General features: G+C 70.5%; 21 protein-coding genes and 1 riboswitch. Of the genes, 11 read left to right on the top strand and 10 right to left on the bottom strand.

What is annotated here, in order from left to right; translation table 11 throughout:
• Positions 1 to 45: 45 nt before the first annotated feature.
• Positions 46 to 1,278, bottom strand: coding sequence for an acetoin utilization protein AcuC (locus tag OVA21_RS06345; protein ID WP_096905527.1), 1,233 nt, complete (start codon positions 1,276 to 1,278; stop codon positions 46 to 48).
• Positions 1,279 to 1,507: 229 nt separating this feature from the next.
• Between OVA21_RS06345 and OVA21_RS06340 the strand changes: the two genes are divergently transcribed.
• Complete coding sequence (locus tag OVA21_RS06340; RefSeq protein ID WP_069390229.1) at positions 1,508 to 2,197, top strand: metal-dependent transcriptional regulator; 690 nt, start codon at positions 1,508 to 1,510, stop codon at positions 2,195 to 2,197.
• Positions 2,194 to 3,174, top strand: a complete 981-nt coding sequence (gene galE / locus OVA21_RS06335) for a UDP-glucose 4-epimerase GalE (RefSeq protein ID WP_268092031.1) — start codon at positions 2,194 to 2,196, stop codon at positions 3,172 to 3,174. Before OVA21_RS06340 ends, galE begins: the two co-directional genes overlap by 4 nt.
• A gap of 11 nt (positions 3,175 to 3,185) precedes the next feature.
• Here the strand turns inward: galE and OVA21_RS06330 are convergent, their stop codons facing one another.
• Positions 3,186 to 4,334, bottom strand: coding sequence for a DUF4192 family protein (locus OVA21_RS06330; RefSeq protein ID WP_268092030.1), 1,149 nt, complete (start codon positions 4,332 to 4,334; stop codon positions 3,186 to 3,188).
• Positions 4,335 to 4,629: 295 nt separating this feature from the next.
• On the opposite strand from OVA21_RS06330, the gene OVA21_RS06325 reads away from it, so the two are divergent.
• From OVA21_RS06325 to OVA21_RS06295, 7 genes are all read left to right on the top strand, one after another.
• Positions 4,630 to 5,580: a proteasome assembly chaperone family protein gene (locus tag OVA21_RS06325; RefSeq protein ID WP_069390205.1), complete on the top strand. Its 951-nt coding sequence runs from the start codon at positions 4,630 to 4,632 to the stop codon at positions 5,578 to 5,580.
• A 27-nt stretch (positions 5,581 to 5,607) separates the two neighbouring features.
• Positions 5,608 to 8,154: a DEAD/DEAH box helicase gene (locus tag OVA21_RS06320; protein ID WP_268092029.1), complete on the top strand. Its 2,547-nt coding sequence runs from the start codon at positions 5,608 to 5,610 to the stop codon at positions 8,152 to 8,154.
• Between the two features lie 85 nt (positions 8,155 to 8,239).
• The gene (locus OVA21_RS06315; protein ID WP_096905531.1) at positions 8,240 to 8,698 is read left to right on the top strand and encodes a DUF3817 domain-containing protein; all 459 of its coding nucleotides are present in this window, start codon (positions 8,240 to 8,242) and stop codon (positions 8,696 to 8,698) included.
• A complete protein-coding gene (locus OVA21_RS06310; RefSeq protein WP_083249828.1) occupies positions 8,695 to 9,363 on the top strand; it encodes a TetR/AcrR family transcriptional regulator in 669 nt (222 codons plus the stop codon). The genes OVA21_RS06315 and OVA21_RS06310 overlap by 4 nt, the downstream gene beginning before the upstream one ends.
• A 4-nt stretch (positions 9,364 to 9,367) precedes the next feature.
• Positions 9,368 to 10,183, top strand: a complete 816-nt coding sequence (locus OVA21_RS06305; protein ID WP_067715878.1) for an NUDIX hydrolase — start codon at positions 9,368 to 9,370, stop codon at positions 10,181 to 10,183.
• A 79-nt stretch (positions 10,184 to 10,262) separates the two neighbouring features.
• Positions 10,263 to 11,264 (top strand): TY-Chap domain-containing protein, encoded by a 1,002-nt coding sequence (locus OVA21_RS06300; protein ID WP_268092028.1) that lies wholly within the window; start codon positions 10,263 to 10,265, stop codon positions 11,262 to 11,264.
• A 55-nt stretch (positions 11,265 to 11,319) separates the two neighbouring features.
• On the top strand, positions 11,320 to 11,859 hold the full coding sequence (locus tag OVA21_RS06295) for a hypothetical protein (RefSeq protein WP_268092027.1): 540 nt from the start codon (positions 11,320 to 11,322) through the stop codon (positions 11,857 to 11,859).
• Here OVA21_RS06295 and OVA21_RS06290 read toward each other — a convergent pair.
• The gene (locus tag OVA21_RS06290; RefSeq protein WP_268092026.1) at positions 11,856 to 12,239 is read right to left on the bottom strand and encodes a YchJ family protein; all 384 of its coding nucleotides are present in this window, start codon (positions 12,237 to 12,239) and stop codon (positions 11,856 to 11,858) included. The two genes, OVA21_RS06295 and OVA21_RS06290, sit on opposite strands and share 4 nt — an antisense overlap.
• 140 nt (positions 12,240 to 12,379) lie before the next feature.
• On the opposite strand from OVA21_RS06290, the gene OVA21_RS06285 reads away from it, so the two are divergent.
• Positions 12,380 to 12,628 (top strand): hypothetical protein, encoded by a 249-nt coding sequence (locus OVA21_RS06285; protein WP_120283106.1) that lies wholly within the window; start codon positions 12,380 to 12,382, stop codon positions 12,626 to 12,628.
• 42 nt (positions 12,629 to 12,670) lie between these two features.
• A complete protein-coding gene (locus OVA21_RS06280) occupies positions 12,671 to 14,227 on the top strand; it encodes a fatty acyl-CoA synthetase (RefSeq protein WP_067715801.1) in 1,557 nt (518 codons plus the stop codon).
• 14 nt (positions 14,228 to 14,241) lie between these two features.
• Here OVA21_RS06280 and OVA21_RS06275 read toward each other — a convergent pair whose 3' ends face one another.
• From OVA21_RS06275 to odhI, 7 genes are all read right to left on the bottom strand, one after another.
• Positions 14,242 to 15,090 carry an alpha/beta fold hydrolase gene (locus tag OVA21_RS06275; RefSeq protein ID WP_268092025.1) on the bottom strand — a complete coding sequence of 283 codons (849 nt, stop codon included), beginning with the start codon at positions 15,088 to 15,090 and terminating at the stop codon, positions 14,242 to 14,244.
• A 26-nt stretch (positions 15,091 to 15,116) separates the two neighbouring features.
• Complete coding sequence (locus tag OVA21_RS06270) at positions 15,117 to 15,944, bottom strand: 8-oxoguanine DNA glycosylase OGG fold protein (RefSeq protein WP_268092024.1); 828 nt, start codon at positions 15,942 to 15,944, stop codon at positions 15,117 to 15,119.
• Between the two features lie 50 nt (positions 15,945 to 15,994).
• A complete protein-coding gene (gcvP, locus tag OVA21_RS06265; protein WP_268092023.1) occupies positions 15,995 to 18,874 on the bottom strand; it encodes an aminomethyl-transferring glycine dehydrogenase in 2,880 nt (959 codons plus the stop codon).
• 177 nt (positions 18,875 to 19,051) lie between these two features.
• A riboswitch (glycine riboswitch) is annotated at positions 19,052 to 19,150 on the bottom strand.
• A 34-nt stretch (positions 19,151 to 19,184) separates the two neighbouring features.
• Complete coding sequence (locus OVA21_RS06260) at positions 19,185 to 19,724, bottom strand: MerR family transcriptional regulator (RefSeq protein WP_235027748.1); 540 nt, start codon at positions 19,722 to 19,724, stop codon at positions 19,185 to 19,187.
• Between the two features lie 350 nt (positions 19,725 to 20,074).
• Positions 20,075 to 20,575 (bottom strand): bifunctional nuclease family protein, encoded by a 501-nt coding sequence (locus OVA21_RS06255; RefSeq protein ID WP_096907250.1) that lies wholly within the window; start codon positions 20,573 to 20,575, stop codon positions 20,075 to 20,077.
• 80 nt (positions 20,576 to 20,655) lie between these two features.
• Positions 20,656 to 21,390, bottom strand: a complete 735-nt coding sequence (gene ftsR, locus OVA21_RS06250; RefSeq protein ID WP_067715790.1) for a transcriptional regulator FtsR — start codon at positions 21,388 to 21,390, stop codon at positions 20,656 to 20,658.
• Complete coding sequence (odhI, locus tag OVA21_RS06245; RefSeq protein ID WP_172812138.1) at positions 21,387 to 21,806, bottom strand: oxoglutarate dehydrogenase inhibitor Odhl; 420 nt, start codon at positions 21,804 to 21,806, stop codon at positions 21,387 to 21,389. The genes ftsR and odhI overlap by 4 nt, the downstream gene beginning before the upstream one ends.
• Between the last annotated feature and the right edge of the window lie 72 nt (positions 21,807 to 21,878).

Raw genomic sequence — 21,878 nt, 5'->3', positions numbered from 1 at the left:
GGACTGAGGGGTAGGGGGTCGATGAGTCTGTTGCAGCGCCGCCGGTCAGTCGCGGGGATCGTCCGGGTCGAGTCCGAGCAGGGGGTAGACCGAGCGGCGGGTGTCGAGGATCGACTGGTCGAGTCGGGCGAGCGAACGATCCATCTCCACCCCCCGATCGGATCCCGCGGGCTCCCATGGGGTGTAGCCGGGGGTCTCCCCGTCCCCCATCGTCTGCGGGACGCGGTCGGGGACGGTGAACCTGCCGGCCGCGGCCCGCCACTGGTCCGGGATCGCGGTCGCCGGGTCGAGCGGGACCCCCAGCACGGCAGCGATGAGGTGGGTCCACGACCGCGGGACCACCCGCACCAGTTCGTAGCCGCCCCCGCCGATCGCGATGAGTCTCCCTTCGCAGAGTTCGTCAGCCAGCGCCACGACCTCCAGATACGACTGCCGGTGACCGTCGACGGTCAACGAGAGGTCGGCGAGCGGGTCTTCACGGTGCGAGTCGCACCCGGCCTGCATGACGATGATCTGGGGTTCGAACGTCCGCAGCACTCCGGGGACCACGGCGTGGAAGCCCCGCAGCCAGAGATCATCGGTGACAGCGGGGAGGTACGCCAGGTTGACGGCGGTGCCCTCCGCGCGGCCGACACCGGTCTCCGACGCCCAGCCGGTGGACGGCCACAGGGTGGCTGGGTGCTGGTGCAGGGACACCGTCAGGACCCGCGGGTCCTCGTAGAACGCGGTCTGGACACCGTCCCCGTGGTGGACGTCGATGTCGACGTAGGCGACGCGGTCGTACCCGTTGTCGAGCAACCAGCTGATCGCCACCGCCGCGTCGTTGTAGACGCAGAACCCGGCGGCGGCAGCGGGCATGGCGTGGTGCATCCCCCCGGCGACGGAGACCGCACGCGTCGCGGCCCCGCTGGCGATGGCCCGGGCGGCCGTCAGCGTGCCGCCCGCGACCGCCGCGCTGGCCTCGTGCATCGCCGGGAACGTCGGGTTGTCGGCCGTCCCGAGCCCGTGGCTCATCCCGACATGCTCACCGGGCGGCAGGTCGCCGGCGGCCTTGACGGCGTCGATGTAGCGGGAGGTGTGGACCCTCAGTAGCTCGTCCTCGCTGGCCGACCCGGGGTCCAGCATCTCGACACCCTGCAGGACGCCGAGCTCGGTCGCGAGCGACATGGTCAGATCGAGCCGCCGTGGACTCATCGGGTGGTCAGCGGAATGCCGGTACTCCAGCAATGACGGACTCCACACGACCTTCGCCGCGACGCCGTCCCCGATCCCGGCCATAGCCACCGTCCTCCCGTGGGCCGGGTCGTTCCCGGCCCGAGCACCCCGAGCGAGCAGTGGGGCACGTCACCCGTGAATCTACGCGTGTGGCACCGGGCCCGGCCCCCGATTGTCCGCTCTCCACCCCGGTCGGTGGCCCGACGGTAGTCTCGGAGGCAGAACCCTGACGGCGCCCGCGCCTGCGGGGAGTCGCACACCTATCGACGATCCGACCGTGGAGGACTGCAGCGTGAAGGACCTGGTGGACACCACCGAGATGTACCTCCGCACCATTTACGAACTCGAGGAGGAAGGCGTGATCCCGCTGCGGGCGAGGATCGCCGAGCGCCTCGAGCAGAGCGGGCCGACCGTGAGCCAGACCGTCGCGCGGATGGAGCGCGACGGGTTGGTCCTCGTGGCCCCCGACCGGCATCTCCAGCTCACCGCCACGGGCAGGGAACTCGCGGTGGGTGTGATGCGTAAGCACCGCCTCGCCGAGCGTCTCCTGGTCGACGTGATCGGACTGGAGCTCGAGAAGGTCCACGCCGAGGCGTGCCGCTGGGAGCACGTGATGAGCGACGACGTCGAGCGGCGGCTCATCGAGGTCCTCGATGACCCCCGGACCTCTCCCTACGGCAACCCGATCCCCGGGCTGGAGCGGATCGGGTACCCCGCCTCCGCCCTCGACGACCCCAACCAGATCAGGCTCTCGGCGCTGGAGAGCGACGTGGCCCACCGGGTCCGGATCCGGGCGATCGGTGAGAACGTGCAGATCGACACGGAACTGATCTCCGAGCTCCGGGCCGCGGGCGTCGAACCGCTCAGAACCGTCACCGCCACCCGCCGCGGGCACCTCGTCGAGCTCGACTCCGGTGAGGGGCGCACGGTGGAACTCGACGGCGACCACGCCCACGCGATCCAGGTCGAGATCGTCTCGTGAAGCTGCTCGTCACCGGCGGCGCCGGGTATGTCGGCGGGGTCTGCGCGACGGTCCTGATCGAGCGCGGTCACGAGGTGGTGGTGCTCGACGACCTGTCCACGGGTAACCGGGACGGGGTTCCCGAGGGGGCGACGTTCGTCGAGGGGGACGTGGCCGTACGCGCGCCGGAGGTTCTCGACTCCTCGTTCGACGGAGTCCTGCACTTCGCCGCGCGTTCCCTCGTCGGCGAGTCCGTCGAGAAGCCCGGGGAGTACTGGCAGGGCAACGTCGTCACGTCCCTGGCCCTCCTCGACGCGATGCGTGAGTCCGGGGTGGGCAACCTGGTGTTCTCCTCCACCGCCGCCACCTACGGCGAGCCCGAGCAGGTCCCCATCACCGAGGACATGCCCACGCGTCCGACCAACACCTACGGGGCCACCAAACTCGCGATCGATCACGCCGTCACGTCGTACGCCACCGCGTACGGTCTCGCCGCGACCAGCCTGCGCTACTTCAACGTCGCCGGGGCCTATCACGGTGCGGGCGAGAACCGGGTCGTGGAGACCCACCTCATCCCCCTCGTGCTGCAGGTCGCGCTCGGCCATCGCGCCGATATCAAGGTCTTCGGTGACGACTGGCCCACCCCCGATGGCACGTGCATCCGCGACTACATCCACGTCGCCGACCTCGCCGACGCCCATCTGCTGGCGCTGGAGACCAACACTCCCGGCACCCACCGGGTGCTCAACCTGGGCAGCGGTGAGGGGTTCTCCGTCCGTGAGGTCATCGACGTGTGCCGGGAGGTCACCGGACATCCCATCCCCGACGTCGTCGCCCCACGTCGCGCCGGCGACCCGGCGGTGCTCGTGGCCTCCAGCGACCGGGCGATCGCCGAACTCGGGTGGAACCCCTCCCGCACCGACCTGCGTACGGTCGTCGAGGACGCCTGGGCGTTCACCGAGGCGCTCGGCGACCGCGCGCACTCGGCTCCGCGCTGACCCGGAGCGGCTCAGGCGGCCGCGGCCACCTGCCTGAGCCGTTCCGGAGACAGGCCCGCGTGCAGGCTGTCGATCAGGAGCCGGGCGAGGGAGTTGCCGGCGTCGGCGTCCAGGGCCGCCGACAGGGCCGACCAGGCGTGCACCCCGCTACCGTCGAAGTAGGCCGCGGCGCCGAGTAGCAGGAGCGCCACCGAGCGTTCGCGCCCCGGCCTCCGGCGCGCGACCGCCCACCACACGAGACGTCGGCCGTCGCCGTCGCCCAGACCCCGCTGGGCCAGCCGCCGGTAGATCTCGTCCCGAACCGCGATGACGAGCAGGTCCCGGCCGATTCCGGCGAGCTCGTCGTCGTCGACACTCTCCCCCACCTCCAGTCGACGTGCGGCGTCGTCGTGACGCTCGACCGCCTCGGCCACCACCGCCTCCGCCACCCGACGGGCCCCGTCCACCCGCGGCGGCCCCGACTCGTGGGGATCCTCGTCGCAGGCGTCCGCGTCCCGCACGAGGTACATCCGGTCTATCTCGTCCCGCGAGCCGGACCGGACCCGGCCACCGTACGCGTGGACCGCGGCGATCTGCGTCGAGTCGGGATCGAGTTGGACCCCACGGACCATCCCGAACAGGTCCACCCACGGTGCGCCCTCGGCGAACTCGCCGACGCCGTAGGCCGCCGCGACCTCTGTGCCCGCGACACCCAGCCAGTACTCGAACGCCGATGCGGCGTCCTCCGCCCGCAAGCCCGCGTGGTAGTCCTCCACGCAGTCCTCGTGCACCACGACCAGATGCACCGACCCGATCCCCTCCCGCGCGCAGAACTGCGCCAACCCGCGCGCGGGACCGGGATCGACAGCCGGGTTCGAGCGCCCCACGGAAGCGTCGTCGGGACCGCCGTCGTGATAACCGTCCACGTCGTCGTCACCGTCGAGCAACTCGTCGTCATCGGGGTCGCCCCGTCCCGCCCCCAGCAACCCGTCGACATCCATACGGACCACCGGCCCCTGCCCGCCGTCGGCCGTCTCGCCGCACAGCACCACCACCGACCCCCGGCCCGGTGGGAACCCGAGCATCGCCGGTATGGAGGCGATCAACTCCTCCGGCGAGGAGATCACCACCGTCGCCCGTCCGTCCGCCCCGTCATCGTCGATCATCTCGCCGGTCGTCATCGCCCTCATCCGTCTCCTGTCTCGCGCGTCCTGGGCCCCGCCCGGGTCCCGGCCCGCAGGTGCCGTGCACCGGTCTCACCATCGGGCACGTGGTCGGCCACCGGAGGCCTGCGGGCGTCCTGTCGCGCCCCGCCTGTGGAGAGGGGGACGACCTGTGGGGAACGGCAGGGGCACCGCCACCGGGGAATCAACCCGGGCGCGGTGTCGTTGTCACAGTTGTGAACCCCGTCCCGGATGGACGACCGGGCGACCCCGTACTCCCGACGGACGGGGTGTGGTGACGAGAGGAGTCGACATGGCCAGGCACAGCGATCTGTACCGAATGATCGAACCCGTTCCCGACCTGCGTTCTGAGGACGGCCGCGGGCCGGTCCTCGTGCACGGACTCGAGGGGTTCTCGGATGCCGGCCAGGCGATCCAGGGCGTGGCCGAACACCTCCGCGAAACCCTGGACTCGCAGCTGATCGTCGAGTTCGACGTCGACGAGCTGGTGGACTACCGGTCCCGCCGCCCCCACCTGAAATACTCGTTCGATCGGTTCTCCGAGTACGACCAGCCGACGATCCAACTGCACGCCGTCAAGGCCACCGACGGCACGTCGTTCCTGTTGCTCTCGGGCCTCGAACCCGATCTAAAGTGGGACGGTTTCACCAACTCCGTGATCGATCTGGCCGCCACCTTCGGCGTCCGCATGTCGATCGGACTCGGGGCCATGCCGCTGGGCGTGCCGCACACCCGGCCGACCAACTCCAGCGCCCACGCCAGTGATGTGGACCTCATCCAGGGGTTCACCGCCTGGCCCGGCGAGTTCTCCGTGCCCGGCAACGTGACCTCACTGCTCGAGCTGCGGATGGCCGAGCACGGGATCCCGTCCGCGGGCTTCACCGTGCACGTCCCCCAGTACCTGTCCCAGACCGCGTACCCCGCGGCGGTGCTCAACCTCGTCGACAACGTCTCGCGGCTCGCGGACCTCGAGCTGCCGACCACCGGACTGGAGAAGGCCGCCGAGGAGTTCACCGCGCAGGTCAACGCGCAGATCGAGAACAACCACGAGGTCCTCACCGCCGTCGAGCTCATGGAGAAGCAGTACGACCAGTTCATGGAGACGCGGCTGGGCTCCGATTCACTCAACCCCGGCGGCAAGCCGTTGCCCTCCGGCGACGAGATCGGTGCCGAGTTCGAGCGGTTCCTGGCCCAGCAGGCCGAGGACGACGGGTCGGGCCGGGGCCCGGAGATGAACGGCTGACCGACCCCGGCGACTAGGCTCGGACCGGTGCATCTGCCCCACCTCCTCGCCGACCTCGACGACGTCCCCGCCGACCTGCACGACGAGGCGGTGTTCGACGCGTTCGTGGCGTGGGCCGCCGACCGGGGGCTGACGCCGTACCCGGCGCAGGAGGAAGCCGTCCTCGAGATCGCCGCCGGCAGCCACGTGATCCTGGCCACCCCCACAGGCTCCGGCAAGTCCCTCGTGGCACTGGGGGCCCACTTCTCGGCGATGGCACGAGGTGTCCGCAGCTACTACACCGCCCCCATCAAGGCGCTCGTCAGCGAGAAGTTCTTCGCCCTGTGCGAGGTCTTCGGCGCCGAGAACGTGGGCATGCTCACCGGCGACGCCTCGGTCAACGCCGACGCCCCCATCGTCTGCGCCACCGCCGAGATCGTCGCCAACATCGCCCTGCGAGAGGGGTCGGCCGCCGACATCGGCCAGGTGGTGATGGACGAGTTCCACTACTACTCCGAGCCGGACCGCGGGTGGGCCTGGCAGGTGCCGCTCATCGAACTGCCCGACACGCAGTTTCTGCTCATGTCCGCGACCCTCGGGGACGTCGACTGGTTGCGGGAGGACCTGCGTCGGCGCACGGGTCGGGAGTGCGTGCACATCGGCGGCACCGAACGCCCCGTCCCCCTGTCGTTCGAGTACGAGCTCAGCGGCGTCCACGAGACGGTGGAACTGCTCCTCCGTGACGGCAAGGCCCCCGTCTACATCGTCCACTTCACCCAGGCCGCCGCACTCGAACAGGCCCAGGCGTTGACCTCGCTCTCGGTGGCGACCAAGGAGCGCAAGGCCGCGGTCTCCGAGGAGATCGGCGGGTTCCGGTTCAGCACCGCGTTCGGCCGCACCCTGCGCAAACTCCTGCTCCACGGGATCGGCGTCCACCACGCGGGCATGCTCCCCAAATACCGGCGGCTGGTGGAGCGGCTGGAGCAGGACGGCCTGCTCACCGTCATCTGCGGTACGGACACCCTCGGCGTCGGGATCAACGTGCCCATCCGGACCGTGCTGTTCACCGGCCTGACCAAGTTCGACGGCCGTCGTCAGCGGGTCCTCAAGGCCCGCGAGTTCCACCAGATCGCGGGCCGTGCCGGTCGGGCCGGGTTCGACACCGAGGGGTTCGTGGTGGTGCTCGCCCCCGAGCACGAGATCGAGAACGCCAAGGCCGCCGCGAAGGCCGCCGCCAACCCCAAGAAGAAGGCCAAGGCGGGCAAGAAGAAGCCCCCCGAGGGGTTCGTCAACTGGTCCCGGTCGACCTTCGACAAGCTCGTCGGCGCGCAGCCGGAGCAACTGACCAGTCGCTTCGAGGTGAGCAACTCGATGCTGCTCAACATCATCTCCCGACCCGGCAGTTGCTACGACCACATGCGGCACCTGCTGTTGTCCTCGCACGAGACCCGCGCGCGGGTACGTCGGCACGTGCTCCGCGCGATCGAGCTGTTCCGCGGACTGGAGGCCGCCGGGATCGTGGAACGGCTCCCGGAGCCCGACGGCGACGGGCGGCACGTCCGGCTGACGGTGGACCTCCAACGGGATTTCGCGCTGAACCAGCCGCTGGCGCCGTTCGCGATCGCTGCGATGGAGGTGCTCGACCCAGAGTCCCCCACCCCCGAGCTGGACCTGGTCTCGGTGATCGAGGCCGTGCTCGACGATCCCCGGCCGATCCTGTACGCCCAGCAGCGCCAGGCCCGTGGGGAGGCGATCGGGGCGCTCAAGGCCGACGGGGTCGAGTACTCCGAGCGCATGGAGTTGGTCGAGGACATCTCGTGGCCCAAGCCGCTCGGGGACCTCATCGCCGACGCCTACGACGCCTACCGCGCAGGGCATCCGTGGGTCGCCGGGATCGAACCGTCACCGAAATCGGTCATCCGGGAGATGGTCGAACGGGGCATGACGTTCTCGGACCTCGTCTCGGCCTACGGGCTCGGCCGCTCCGAGGGAGCCGTCCTGCGCTACCTCACCGACGCCTACCGGGCACTGCGCCAGACCGTCCCCGCCGACCGACGCTCCGAGGAGTTCGAGGACCTGGTCGAGTGGCTGGGCGAACTGGTCCGACAGGTGGACTCGAGCCTGCTGGACGAGTGGGAGCTCCTCACCGACCCGGATGTGTCGTCCGCCCAGGTCGCGGAGCTCGCGTTCGGTGAGTCCGCCGGGAACACCAGGCCCGTCACCGCGAACAGGCGCGCGTTCCGCGTGATGGTGCGCAACGCGATGTTCCGCCGCGTCGAACTGCTCTCGCGCGACGACATCGAGCGGTTGGCGGAACTTGACGCCGACGTGCCCGACCACCCCGACTGGGACTCGGAGATCGACGCCTACTGGGACGAGTACGACGCCATCGGAACCGGTCCGGCGGCCCGTGGCCCGGCGCTGTTCACGGTCACCGAGTCGGGCCCCGGCGTGGAGACCAATACGTGGCGGGTCCGGCAGGTGCTCGACGACCCGGAGGGCGACCACGGTTGGGCGATCGAGGGTGTGGTGGACCTGGCGGCCTGCGACGAGGCGGGCGAGGTGCGTTTCGCCTCACTCGCCCTCCACGGGTGAACCCGCCCCCGACCTGGAACCTACCCGCGCGGCCCGGGTCCGTAGCATGTGCGACGAACCCCGACCCGATCGATGGAGGACAGTTGTGACCCCCCGCATCCTGTACAAGAGACTCGCGCTCGCGGAGGTGGTCACCTGGACGCTCCTGATCCTGGGCATGATCGGCAAGTACGGCTTGGGATTCGACTGGGCGACCATGGTCGGCGGCAGCGTCCACGGGTTCGTGTTCCTCTGCTACGCGGTGGCCACCGTCGCGGTATGGACCGACAAGCGGTGGACCGCAGGGACCGGTGTCCTCGGTCTGGCCTCCGCCGTGATCCCCTATGCGACCGTCCCGTTCGAGCGGTCGGTGGAGCGTCGTGGACTGCTCGACGGCCCGTGGCGGGTCGGCCCGGAGGGCGACGCCCCGCGTACGCTCCCGGAGCGCGTTCTGGCCTTCGCGGTGCGGTCGCCCGCCCTCGCGTTGGTGGCGACGCTCGTCGTGGTGGCGATCGTGTTCTCGCTGTTGCTGATGGCCGGCCCGCCGACCGAGTGGTTCTCGTGACCCCCACCCGCGAACCCGGCCGCCGGGAGTTGAACAAGGCCGACAAGCAGCGGCGCATCCACGCGGCCGCCCGCGACCTGTTCACCCGTCGCGGCTACTCCTCGGTGACCACCCAGGAGGTCGCCGATCTGGCCGAGGTCGGGACGGGGACGCTGTTCCGGTACGCGCAGTCCAAGGGCGAACTGTTGTGCATGGTCGCCAACGACGAGTTCCGCGCGATGGTCGAGACCGTCCCGGCCACCGGCGACCCGGTGAACGATCTCGTCACCCTGTGCGAACCTCTCCTGGTGGCGCTCGACAGGCAGCCGGAGAACATCGCGGCGTACCACCGCGAGACGCTGTTCGGGGAGCCCGGGCCGCACCGCGCGGAGGCGCAACGCATCCTCGGAGAGCTTCGCGACCTCATCGCCGGCGTCCTCGCAGGTCACTCGGGCACCTCCGCGACCGCGGACGACCTCGCCGGTCCGGCCCAGACCGTGTTCGACGTGCTCTACATGACCATCGTGCGGTGCGGGGTGGAGCGCTCCCCCGTCAGCGACAGCCGCGGGACTGTCACCGAGCAGGTCCGCCACGTGCTCTACGGCGTCCTGCCTCCGGCCGCCACGGGTTCCGACCGACCACACCCACCCCGGTGTGCGGCGCGCCACCGCGTCGGGCGAGACTGACAGCATGACCGAGGTTGACCAGAGCACCGCCCGCCCCGTCAAGGACGCCTCCACCGTGATGGTGATCCGCGATTCCACCGCCGGCCCGGAGGTGTTCGTCGCCCGCCGCGTCAAGGGTATGGCGTTCGCCGGTGGGATGACCGTCTTCCCGGGTGGAGGGGTGGACGCCGCCGACGACGACCCCGACCTCGCGTGGACGGGCCCGGCCCCCACCTGGTGGGCCGAGCGCCTCGGGTGCGACGAGCCGCGGGCCCGCCGGCTGGTCTGCGCCGCCGCCCGGGAGACGTTCGAGGAGTGCGGTGTCCTGTTGGCGGATCACCTCGACGGAGCCGCGGTCTCGGATGCCGGCAGGTACCACTCGGCCCGGGCCGAGCTCGAAGCCCACGAATTGTCGTTCAGCGGCTTCTTGGAGCGGGAGGAGCTCTCGCTGGCCGCCGGCCGTCTCCGTCCGTTCGACCACTGGATCACTCCCGAGGTCGAGAAGCGCCGGTACGACACCCGGTTCTTCCTCGCCGCACTGCCGGGCGGGCAGGAGCCGGACGACCTGACCACCGAGGTGGACCTGACCATGTGGGCCCGCCCCGTGGACCTGCTGGCGGACTTCCGTACGGGCCACTCGATGCTGCTGCCGCCCACCTGGACCCAGCTACGCCACCTCGCCGAGTTCGCGGACGTCGACTCCGCACTGGCCGCGTCCCGGACCATCGCGCCGATCCAACCGGAGATCATCGAGCACCGCGGCGGCATCAGGGTCGGGTTCGACGGCTCCGACGAGTACTGGTCGGACTATCAGGCAGGGCATCCGCCGACCGGGAACTGATCGGCGCGCGCCGGGACCCGTGCGCCGGACCCTGTCGAACCGCTCACGGAGACGGTGGCTCGGTGGTTGACTGCCTTGCATGCCGGCATTCGAGTTCGACGTGGACGCGTCGATCGCGGCCGGGTGGGACCGTTTCGCCTCCCACCTGGCCGATCTCCTGCGCGACCTGGTCCCCGGCGCGATCTTCGACCTGGCGGTACCCGTCCTCGGTGCGCCCTCCGCGCACACGCCGTACATCCGGTTCACCGCCGTCGCCTCCGGGCGGGTCGACGCCGAGGTCTCCGGCGGCGGTTCTGAGGACACCCCCACCCCCCTGAGCCCCGCGCAACTGGCGCAGCTCTCGGCCCTCGGATGGCAGGCCGCCGACACGGGTCGTGAACCGGATCCCGCCGCCGGCCCCCGTGTCAGCCTGACGACGGACCGGGCCCGCGAGCTGTCCCACCTCGTCGCCGGGACCCTGGAACAGGTGTTCGGGATCCGACACCCGGTGTTCCTGCACGATGTCACCGACTCCGATCCGGATGACCTCGTCGGCGCGCGTCCGGTCGAGCCCGGGCCTCCGGACGGGGACCCGGACGGGGACCCGTCCGACGCCGTGAGCCCCGCGGGCGGCGAGGACGACTTCCGCCCGCAGCCGATCACCGCTCCGGACCAGGCGACCCGGGCTGTGGAAGCCGCCCTCACCGAGGTCTACCGGCGGCGCGTCCGGGCCGACGAGCACGATGTCTTCACCGTCCCCGCCGGGTGCGTCCTGCTCTTCGTGCGCGCGCACCGTTCCCTGCCGCTCATCGTGTTCCGCAGTCCGCTGGTGTCGGCGGTGGAGGACGCGGCCGCCGCGGAGACCGAGGTCGCGATCCTCAACCGCGACTCCTTGTGGTGCCGGTACGTCTTCGACGGCGAGGCGATCACCGCCGAGTCGGAGTTCGTCGACCGGGTGTTCGTGCCGGTCAACTTCAAGATCCAGCTGGCCGAGATCTCCGCGGAGCTCGATGACGTCTACCCGGACCTCGTACGCCGGGTCGCGGGCAAACACTCGCGGGACCTGCGAGCCTCCGATGACCCCGGCCCCGACGGGCCGTAGGATCAGGGACTGCCGGGACCGGCCCGGCGCACGATCCCGCCACAGGAGCGCCCCTATGCGTCGCGCCGCCCTCGCCGCCGTGGTCACGGCGGCGACCGTGTTGACCAGTGCCTGCTCTCCGTCGCTCCTCGGCGACGACGACGAACGCGCCGTGCCCGCCCCCACCGCGGAGCCCAGCGGCCCACTGCCCTCATCCCAGCAGTTCGACCGCCCGTTCCCCGTCTCGGGCGATCTGTGGGACGCCACCGTCACCGTGTCGAACCTGCGGATCGAGCAGTCCTCCGCGTACTCGGACGCCGTGCTGGTGGTGGATGTCCGTGCCGTGCAGTCGTCCGGGCAGCCCGAGTTGGGTCCGGCCGACTTCTCCGCCTTCGACCCCTCGGGACGACCCTTCGAGCGGATCCAGAACCCCACGGGAATCGTCGACGACCCGCTGGTCCCCTCGGTCCTGGCCACCCCCGGCGAGGAGATCCGGGGAATGGTGGCCTGGACGGTGCCCCGCGGTGTCAGGATCGGCCGGATCGATGTGACCACCCCCGGCACGATCGGTTCGTTCATCGTGACCCGCCAGCCGGACGACCCCGCCCGGTCCTAGTCGCCCGCGGGATCCGATCCCGTCAGGTACGTCCAGCGCCCGCCCCTGCGCTCGAACAGCGACCGTTCCCGCATCACGGTCGGGCCCTCCGGGCCGGTGTACCGCGCTTCGAACTCGACCACCCCGTCGTCGTCGCCCTCACCTCCGGCGACCACCTCCACGACGGTGAGCCCGGTCCACTCCACCTCGGAGGCCTCGACCGTCGGCGGCCTGGTCCGGGGATGCCACGTGCGCCAGAGATGGTCCGTGTGCCCCAGCACGAACGCCGTGTACCGCGACCGCATCAGCCGCTCGGCCGTGCGCGCGGGTAGGCCGTCCTCGACGATCGGACCGCAGCACGTCCCGAACCCGTCCCCACTGCCACACGGGCATGCGCTCATCGGTCCACTCCGTTCCCCCTGCGATCCGATCCCCTCAGGCTACCGCCGCCGCACCGGGCGGCCACCGACCCGCCCAGCCCCGCCACCGGACGCCGCACGCCTACCCCCGGCCTTCCCGGCGGTCTATCCTCGCTGGTGACATGACTGGTTTCGCTTCCCTCCGCTCGCTCACGCGACGCCGCCCGGACCCCGACCTCGCACCCCTGCGCGTGCGCTCCTGCCGCGACCTGTGCAATTGGAACGAGACCCCGGTCGAACGCCGGGGAGAGCCGCTGTTCGCGTGCCGCGGATGCGGATCCCAGTGGGTCCCGAGTGAACCGTGGACCCCGCGCGAGGCCACCGGGGAGATCCCCCGGGCCGTCCTGGACCTCCTCCGGTCCGGCGACTGACCACCCGGGGTACGACGTCACCGTCCGCTATAGAGTCGGACCATGACCACGACCCCTCTGTCCCCCCTCTCGTCCGCCGGCGCCGGGACCGTCGACGCGATCCTGCGACGGTCCGCCTCCCGGTTCCCCGACCGGGTCGCCCTGACCTTCGCCGACCGTCGCTGGACCTACGCCGAACTCGACACCGCCGTCGACCGGGTCGCCTCCCTGCTCGCCGCTCGGGGGCTCGACGACGGTGCGCGGATCGCCGCCTACGGGGTCAACTCGGACGCCTACCTCATCGGCTTCCTCGCGACCTCACGGGCGGGGTACACCCACGTCCCGGTGAACTACGCCCTGACGGGCGGAGAGCTCGAGTACCTCCTGACGGATTCCGGCGCCTCACTCGTGCTGGTCGACCCCGCACAGGCGCCGACCCTCGAGACCGTCGTCCAGACCCTGCCGTCGCTGCAGACGCTCGCGCTGCAACCCGCCGCCGGGGACCCCGCCGACGGCACGCTGCTGGGCGCGGCAGTGGATCGGGGCGAGGCCCGGCCTGTCGACTCCCCCGCATCCGGGAGCGACCTCGCGCAGCTCCTGTACACCTCGGGCACCACCTCGCGGCCCAAGGGCGCGATGATGACGCACGCGGCACTGGCGCACGAGTACGTCAGCTGCATTCTCTCCCTCGACCTCGCCGCGGATGACGCACCACTGGTGACGATGCCGCTGTACCACTCCGCGGCCATGCACGTGTTCGCGATGCCGTACCTCTCGCTGGGGGCGACGGTGCACCTGATGGCCGCGCCCGACATCCCGGAGATCCTCCGGCGCGTCGAGGAGGACGGGATCGGGTCGCTGTTCCTCGCACCGACGGTCTGGGTTCCGCTGGCCTCCCACCCCGACCTCGACACGCGTGACCTGTCGAGCCTGCGCAAGGCCCAGTACGGCGCGTCGATCATGCCGGTCACCGTGCTGCAGCGCCTGCGCGACAAGTACCCCGAGCTCGGGTTCTACAACTGCTTCGGGCAGTCCGAGATCGGGCCGCTGGCGTGCGTCCTGCGTCCCGAGGAGCACGATGCACGCCCGGCCAGTGCCGGCCGTCCCGTCTTCTTCGTCGAGGCGCGCGTCGTCGACGAGAGCGGCGCGGAGGTCGCGGCCGGCGAGCAGGGTGAGATCGTCTACCGCTCCCCGCAACTGTGCCAGGGGTACTGGAACAAGCCCGAGGCCACGCAGGAGGCGTTCCGCGACGGGTGGTTCCACTCCGGGGACCTCGTGGTGCGTGACCCGGAGGGGTTCGTCGAGGTGGTCGACCGGATCAAGGACGTCATCAACACCGGCGGTGTCCTGGTGGCCTCCCGCGAGGTGGAGGACGCCGTGTACCGGGACGAGCGGGTCGCCGAGGTCGCCGTGATCGGCACCCCGGATCCCAAGTGGATCGAGGCGGTGACCGCGGTCGTCGTCCTCAAGGACGGAGCTCACGCCACGGAGGACGAGATCGTCGCGGGCACGCGCGAGCACCTCGCCCCGTTCAAGGTGCCCAAGCGGGTGGTGTTCGTCGATGAACTGCCCCGCAACCAGTCCGGAAAGCTCCTCAAGCGGGAGTTGCGGCAGGACTGACACGCCTCGGGCGGTCAGGCGATCCGGGCCAGGACCTCGCGTGCCACCAACGCGGGGTCCTGTTCCGGTATCCAGTGGCCGAGGTCATCGAGCGGGACGAAACGGTACTCGGCCGTCACCCGCTCCGCCGTCGCGTCGGCCCCGCTGCGAGCGACCGCGGGATCCTGCCCGCCCCACAGGAAGGTGGTGGGGACGGTGACGTCGGGGAGGTCATACCGCCGCATCGCGCGGTACCAGTGCAGGGCTGCGGTCAGGGCCGAGCGCTCCCCGAGCACCTCGAGATGCCGGTCCACCAGATCCGGCGGTACCTGCCCGCCGAACATGGCGCGCAGTCGGTGGGCATCTCCCTCGAGGAGCACGTCCTCGGCCTTGCCCTCCTGTCGGAACAATCCGAAGTACGCCGACCGGGCCTGCTGATCGGGATCCGTCCCGATCGCGTCGGAGAACGCCGCGAGATGCGGGATCGAGATGGCCGTGAGGCTGGCGACCCGATCCGGATGGTGGGCGGCCAACCACCATGCCACGGACGCCCCCCAGTCATGACCCACCACGTGGACACGCTCGAGCCCCAGACCGTCCGCCACGGCGAGGGCGTCAGCCGACAGGTGCTCGATGGCATAGTCCGCCACATCGTGCGGACGCGCTCCGGGCGAGTATCCACGCTGCATGGGGGCCACCACCCGGACCCCCTGAGTCACCAGGTCCCCGGCGACGCGTTCCCATTCCCGCGCCGACTCGGGGAAGCCGTGCAGGGCCAACACCGTCCGCACCGGTGCAGTGTCGGCCGCGTGGCCGTCCGGCTCCCACACTAGGACGTCGAGGGTGCCTGCCGGGACGTCCACGGTCGTTCTCCGGGGTTCCATGGAGCGGACCCTAGCGCGCCACCGGGTCAGCGCGGGCGGGTTCCCCGATGCGTCCGGGCGGACGCGCTCGAGCAGCCGGCCGGCGCCCGCCGGTCGTGCCACTCCCGGACGAGCCACATCTCGATAACCAGCGGGTCGACGGCCGCCTCGCGCGCCCACGCGGCGACCACGTCCAGGTATCGCTGGTAGCGCCGGGGGGTCAGCCGGGCGGCCGAGTCGATCTCGGTCCAGCCGGCGTGGATCAGGGTGCCGATCCCCGCCGGATCGACCGGCACGATATGCGGCGCCGACCAGGCCATGCCCAACGACGACAGGTACAGCGAAGCCAGGGGATACCCCAGGTCCGGAACGCCGCGCCCCGCTCTGCCGGCGGGAGCTCCGTGCCGCAGGAGGTTCATCGCCTCAACCGGCGCGTCGAGCCAGTCCACCACCTCGTGCAGCACGAGTGGGTATCCGTGGGAGGAGACCGATACCCGACCGTGCCGGTCCCGCTCGGCTACCCGGAAGTCCGGCAGCCCGCGCCGCACCCCCGATCGCGACGGGTGGCCGGACAGCCAGGCGGCGCACATGTAGAGCGCCACCACGGATTCCTCGAGACTGCCCCGGGCGCGCCGACCCGCCGCCCACAGGTCGCTCCTGCGGAGGTACCCGGACCCGGACTCGACCCGCCCGCCGTCGAGGCCACCGGCGACCAGGCGGAGGTCGACGCCCTTCTCTGCGAGGCGCAGGTTCCACAGGTCCAGATCGATCCTGACGTACTCGTCGGCGACCAGCAGCGCGGGAGGCTGCGCGCGGCACCACTCGCGGCAGGCCGCGGGGAGTGCGGGGATCGGGTGGGGTCCGGTCGTCGTCATGCCCCGTACCGTGTCATGCGGGTACGACAACACCGGACCCCGGCGCCGGTTCAGTCCTGTGCGAACGCGTCCAACGGCGGGCACGAGCAGACCAGGTTGCGGTCGCCGTAGGCCCCGTCGATCCGGCGGACGGCCGGCCACACCTTCGGGCGCCAGGTCGACCCCAGGGGGTACCCCGCGACGCTGCGCGGGTAGGCGTGCGTCCACTCGTCGGCGGACACGCTCTCGGCCGTGTGGGGCGCGCCCCTGAGCGGGTTGTCGTCCACGGTCCACTCACCGTCGGAGACGCGGTCGATCTCGGAGCGTATGGCCGCCATCGCATCACAGAACGCGTCCAGTTCGGACAGGTCCTCGCTCTCGGTCGGCTCGACCATGAGCGTGTTGGGCACCGGGAAGCTCATGGTGGGCGCGTGGAAGCCGTAGTCGGCGAGACGCTTCGCGACGTCGTCGATCGAGATGCCGACCGAGTCGATGAGCGGGCGCAGGTCGAGGATGCACTCGTGGGCGACCCACCCGCCGTCACCGGAGTACAGCACCGGGAAGTGCTCCCCGATACGCCGGGCCAGATAGTTTGCGCTGGCGATGGCGGTGAGCGTGGCCCGGCGCAGTCCGTCGGCCCCCATCATCCGCACGTACGCCCACGTGATGGGCAGGATCGACGCGGAGCCGAACGCGGCCGAGGAGACCACGCCACCCGCGCCCAGGCCGTCCTCGTGGGGATGCCCGGGCAGGAAATCGCGCAGATGCTCGGCCACCGCGACGGGGCCGACGCCCGGTCCACCGCCACCGTGGGGGATACAGAAGGTCTTGTGCAGGTTGAGGTGGCTCACGTCGCCCCCGAACCGGCCCGGGCGCGCGACCCCGACCAGCGCGTTGAGGTTGGCCCCGTCGATGTAGACCTGACCCCCGGCATCGTGGACGATCGCGCAGATCTGCTCGATGTCGTGCTCGTACACGCCGTGTGTGGACGGGTAGGTGATCATGATCGCCGACAGTTCGGCGCCGTACTTGTCCACCTTCGCGCGCAGGTCGTCCACGTCGACGTCGCCGTTCTCACGGCACGCCACCACGACGACCTTCATCCCGGCCATGACCGCGGAGGCGGCATTGGTGCCGTGCGCGGACGACGGGATGAGGCAGACCGTCCGGTCCTCCTCCCCGCGCGATCGGTGGTAACCGCGGATCGCGAGGAGTCCGGCGTACTCGCCCTGGCTACCGGCGTTGGGCTGCAGACTGACCGCCGCGTACCCGGTGATGTCGACGAGCCACTGCTCGACATCCGCGACCAGTTCGCGGAGTCCGGCGCTCTGGTCCGCCGGGGCGAACGGGTGGAGTCGGTTGAACTCCGGCCACGTGATGGGCTCCATCTCGGTGGTGGCGTTGAGCTTCATCGTGCACGAGCCCAGCGGGATCATGGTCCGGTCCAGCGCCATGTCCTTGTCCGAGAGCGCTCGCAGGTATCTCAGCATCGCGGTCTCGGTCCGGTACCGCACGAACGCCTCGTGCTGGAGGAACTCGCTCGTGCGATCCCCGTGGCCCGCATCCACCGAGATCTCGACGGCCCCGACGGCACCTGCGCCGAATGCCTCGAGCACGATCCCGACGTGCTCGGCGGTGGTGGCCTCGTCACACGCGATCGACACGGAGTCGTCGTCGACCTTCCACAGATTGACCCCACGCTCGGCGGCGGCGGCCAGTACCTCATCAGCGCGCCCCGGTACACGGGTCAGGACCGTGTCGAAGAACGCGTCGTGGACCACCTCGACCCCGGCCGAGCGCAGTCCCCGGGCGAGAGCATCGGCGTGGGCGTGCACCCGGCGGGCGATCGCCGAGAGACCGTCGGCGCCGTGATAGGACGCATACATCGCGGCCAGGACCGCCAGGAGGACCTGGGCGGTGCAGATGTTGGACGTCGCCTTCTCACGACGGATGTGCTGCTCACGGGTCTGGAGGGCGAGCCGGTACGCGACCCGTCCGTCGGCGTCTGTCGACACCCCGACCAGACGACCCGGCAGGTTGCGGGCGTGCGCGCTGCGGCACGCGAGGAAACCGGCGTGCGGCCCGCCGAAGCCCATCGGGACCCCGAAGCGCTGGGTGGTGCCGAAGCACGCGTCCGCGCCCTTCTCCCCCGCGGGGGTCAGGACCGTCGCCGCCAGCAGGTCGACACCCGCGGCGACCATGGCGCCCCGCTCGTGGCACTGCTCGATGAGCCCGGACACGTCGGCGACACGACCGGACGCGCCGGGGGTCTGCACGAGCGCCCCGAAGAACTCTCCCTCGGGCAGGCCGTCGTCCACCAGGTTCGCGGTGACGATCTCGATGCCCAGGGGCTCGGCGCGGGTGGCGAGGATCGCCGCGGTCTGGGGGAAGATGTCGACGTCGACGGCGAAGCGGGGGCTCTTGGAGGAGCGGTTGGCCCGTCGCAGCATCGTCATGGCCTCGGCCGCGGCTGTGCCCTCGTCCAGCATGGAGGCGTTCGCCATGTCCATACCGGTCAGGTCGGAGACCATCGTCTGGAAATTCAGGAGCGCCTCGAGACGGCCCTGGCTGATCTCCGGCTGGTAGGGGGTGTAGCCCGTGTACCACGCCGGACTCTCGATGATGTTGCGGATGAGCACCGGCGGGGTGAGCGTGTCGTAGTACCCCTGGCCGATCATCGACACGGCGACGGTGTTGCGGTTCGCGAGTTCACGGAGCGCGGCGAGGGTGTCCGCCTCCGACAGCGGCTCCGGTAGCGCGTCGATCCCCTCAGCACGCCCGTCCGCGCCCACCTCGTCGAGGATGACCGACGGGACGGACCGCTCGGCGAGCTCGTCCAGCGAGCTCACCCCGATGGTGTCCAGGATGCGTTCCAGGCCGTGGGCGTCGGGACCCAGGTGGCGGGCGACGAACTCGCCTCCGGTCCGGGAGATGTCGGGGGTCGTCGTCACAGGTGCTCCTCAGGTGGCGGGGCCGCCCGGACAGGCGGCCTGCGGGCCGGTGCTACCCTCTCCGCTCTGTCCCCTGCCGGACGGGTGCCGGCGCCTGAGAGATTCACCGGACTCGCGAGGCGAGCCCGGCTTTCCCCGTGGGCGGGTGGTCTGTTCCACCGCTCTCCAGAGGCGTTAGGCGACTACACGGTCCGGGTGCCTGAGAGATTCTCGGAGAGGAGTTGCTCCTTCGGCGCCCACGGCCCGTAGGCCGCGGAGCTCTCCCGTGAGTCGCGTGAACGCACGGCCGAGTCTAGACCACCCGAGCCGATCAGCCCGTGCGGCGTGAGGCGCGTGCGCGCCGACGGGCCGCCAGTTCGTCCTCCACCGGCGTCAGGATGTCCTCCTCCGACACCGTCTCGGCGGGGAACTCGGCGATCGAGCCGGCGAGCTCACGCATCGCTCCCCCGATCCCGATCCCGAAGACACCCTGCCCGCCCTGCAGCAGGTCGAACACCTCCTCCTTGGAGGTGCACTCGAACACGGTGCGGCCGTCGGAGAACAGGGTGATGGTCGCCAGATCCTCCACACCACGTGAACGGATCTGGTCCACGGCCTTGCGGATGTTCTGCAGCGAGATGCCGGTGTCGAGCAGCTGCTTGACGATCTTCAGGACGAGGATGTCCTTGAACGAGTACAGGCGCTGGCTACCCGAGCCGGCCGCATTGCGGATCGACGGCACCACGAGGTCGGTGCGTGCCCAGTAATCGAGCTGCCGGTAGGTGATCCCGGCGATCTGGCATGCGATCGGGACCCGGTACCCGCTCGTGCCGTCCGGGATCCCGTCATCGGGGAACAACCCGGGCTGCACCTCGTCGAAGGAAGCCTGGGTGCCCTCTCCTCGGTCCCCGAAGAGACTCTCCGTGTTCGTATCGGCGACGGACGGCTCCGAGACCCGGGTGTGGTCGGCCACGATTGCTCCCTCAAGCTGCGGGTGTCGCCACGATCGTGACGACACGGTACCGGGCGACGAGGCCCGGATCCTGGACGCGTGAACACCATCGGTGTAGTTCACTGAGGGCAACGCTATGCCCGCCGGGGGCCCTGATCAATAGGACACGCGGTAAACCTCAACCTCAAGTTGAAGTTTAGAGTCTGTCCTGACCTGCGAACTGGTATCGGTGTGGCCACTGTGAATGCCAAACTCGCAGGTCGCAGGCGTCAGGACGATGACCCGCCCGGTTCTCTGGGCGCCTCCGGTCCGCCGAGAAAATCGTCAGGGTTCACCTGATCGAGGAACTCCCGGAAGGCTTCGACCTCTTCCTCGCCCTGCTCCACGAGGGAGATCCCCACCTCGTCGAGCACCTCCCGGCTCACGAGTACCGGCGAGGAGGTCCGCAGTGCAACCGCCACCGCGTCGGACGGGCGCGCGGACACCCTCGTGTCGCCGAAGACCAACTCCGCGAAGAACGTCCCCTCGGACACTCCGATGATCTCCACCTGCTCCAGCGGATGCGAGAAGGTGTCCAGTAGCGCGGCCACGAGGTCGTGGGTCAGCGGCCTGCTCGGCCGCACCCCCTGCTGTTGGAGGCTGATCGCCGCGGCTTCGGCCGCCCCGATCCAGATCGGTACGTACCGGCCACCGTCCTTCTCGTGCAGGATCAGTACGGGTGCGTACTCCGGCTCCTCGAAACGGACGCCGACGATGTCGACCTCGCGCATGTTCTTTCCCATGTTCTCCGCCTCTCCCACGTCTCAAGCGTAGCCCCGATCCGGTTCACCGCGAGCGGGCGCTGTCCCTGTCAGGACTCGAGGGCGTGCCTCACGGCGACGGTCACCAGGGTCGAATGGAGCGACACCGACAGTGCCGCGATCTCCCGCGCCAACTCCGCGGCCCGGTCACGGGCATCGGCATCGCCCTGGCGGGCCACCGGGCCGGCGATCTGGGTGATCAACCCGGTCTGCCGATCCGCCGCCGTGCGGAAACCCCTGAGGTGGCGCACGTCCACCCCGTGCCCGGCCAGATCGTGCGCGGTCCGCGCCACCAGGACCGCTTCCGGGTCGAAGAAGCCGCCGGGCCCCGCCGCGATCAGGCCGGCGTCGATCAAGGCGTCGACCAGTGCGGCGTCCACCCCGGACTGCTCGACCACGTTCTCGCGGGTGAGCCTCTTCAGGGTGTCGCTCCGGAAATCGTCCGGGGCGGAGCCGGGGACGCCGTCCTCACCCGACCGGGGCCGCAGCGCGGTGGTCGACCCGTCGGCGATGCCGGCGTCCAGTGCGTCGAGTTCCTGCCGGATCACCTTGAGCGGCAGGTACCGATCGCGCTGGGCGGTCAGTACGTACCGCAGGCGCTCGCGGTCCTCGACGCTGAACCGCCGGTATCCGCTCGCCGTGCGCTCAGGGGTGACCAGCCCCTCGTTCTCGAGGAACCGGACCTTCGACACCGTCAGGTCCGGGAACTCCGGACTCAGAAGTGCGATGACGCCCCCGATGGAGAGGTACTCCTCCCTCGGGGCGCCCTGTCCGGCGGCGGTCACTGCCCGGGCGTACCCGTCAGGAAGACGAGACGGAACTTGCCGATCTGGACCTCGTCGCCGTTGGACAGCGACGCCGAGTCCACGGGCTCACGATTGACGTAGGTACCGTTCAGCGACCCCACGTCGACGACGGTGAAGGTCTCGCTCTCGCTCCGGAACTCGGCGTGCCGCCGGCTCACCGTCACGTCGTCGAGGAAGATGTCGCTGTCCGGGTGCCGTCCCGCGGACGTGGTGGCCTGGTCGAGCAGGAACCTCGACCCCGCGTTGGGGCCACGCTTGACCACGAGCAGCGCCTGCCCCTCGGGGAGCCCCTCGACACCGGTGACGGCGGAGTCGGACTGGGCCGCCTGCTGGTCGGATTCGTTGAGGAGCTCGGCACGGAACACCGAGGTGGTCTCGGCGGTCGCCTCGGGCATGTTCTTGTTCTCGGTCACGTTCGTATCTCCTCGTCCGAGCCCAGCGGGGGCTCACCGTGCGGTGCTGTTGAT

Source organism: Dietzia sp. SL131 (assembly GCF_026672565.1).
Classification (GTDB): Bacteria; Actinomycetota; Actinomycetes; order Mycobacteriales; family Mycobacteriaceae; genus Dietzia; species Dietzia kunjamensis.
Note: the sequence above shows the minus strand (reverse complement) of the source record. Positions and strands in the feature narration are given on the sequence as shown.

Bases quoted from the DNA above. Each gene is read 5' to 3' on its own strand.
- OVA21_RS06345 (WP_096905527.1), bottom strand. From the start codon at position 1,278: ATGGCCGGGATCGGGGACGGCGTCGCGGCGAAGGTCGTGTGGAGTCCG.
- OVA21_RS06330 (WP_268092030.1), bottom strand. From the start codon at position 4,334: ATGACGACCGGCGAGATGATCGACGATGACGGGGCGGACGGACGGGCG.
- OVA21_RS06325 (WP_069390205.1), top strand. From the start codon at position 4,630: ATGGCCAGGCACAGCGATCTGTACCGAATGATCGAACCCGTTCCCGAC.
- OVA21_RS06305 (WP_067715878.1), top strand. From the start codon at position 9,368: ATGACCGAGGTTGACCAGAGCACCGCCCGCCCCGTCAAGGACGCCTCC.
- OVA21_RS06300 (WP_268092028.1), top strand. From the start codon at position 10,263: ATGCCGGCATTCGAGTTCGACGTGGACGCGTCGATCGCGGCCGGGTGG.
- OVA21_RS06295 (WP_268092027.1), top strand. From the start codon at position 11,320: ATGCGTCGCGCCGCCCTCGCCGCCGTGGTCACGGCGGCGACCGTGTTG.
- OVA21_RS06290 (WP_268092026.1), bottom strand. From the start codon at position 12,239: ATGAGCGCATGCCCGTGTGGCAGTGGGGACGGGTTCGGGACGTGCTGC.
- OVA21_RS06285 (WP_120283106.1), top strand. From the start codon at position 12,380: ATGACTGGTTTCGCTTCCCTCCGCTCGCTCACGCGACGCCGCCCGGAC.
- OVA21_RS06280 (WP_067715801.1), top strand. From the start codon at position 12,671: ATGACCACGACCCCTCTGTCCCCCCTCTCGTCCGCCGGCGCCGGGACC.
- OVA21_RS06275 (WP_268092025.1), bottom strand. From the start codon at position 15,090: ATGGAACCCCGGAGAACGACCGTGGACGTCCCGGCAGGCACCCTCGAC.
- OVA21_RS06270 (WP_268092024.1), bottom strand. From the start codon at position 15,944: ATGACGACGACCGGACCCCACCCGATCCCCGCACTCCCCGCGGCCTGC.
- OVA21_RS06255 (WP_096907250.1), bottom strand. From the start codon at position 20,575: ATGCGCGAGGTCGACATCGTCGGCGTCCGTTTCGAGGAGCCGGAGTAC.
- odhI (WP_172812138.1), bottom strand. From the start codon at position 21,806: ATGCCCGAGGCGACCGCCGAGACCACCTCGGTGTTCCGTGCCGAGCTC.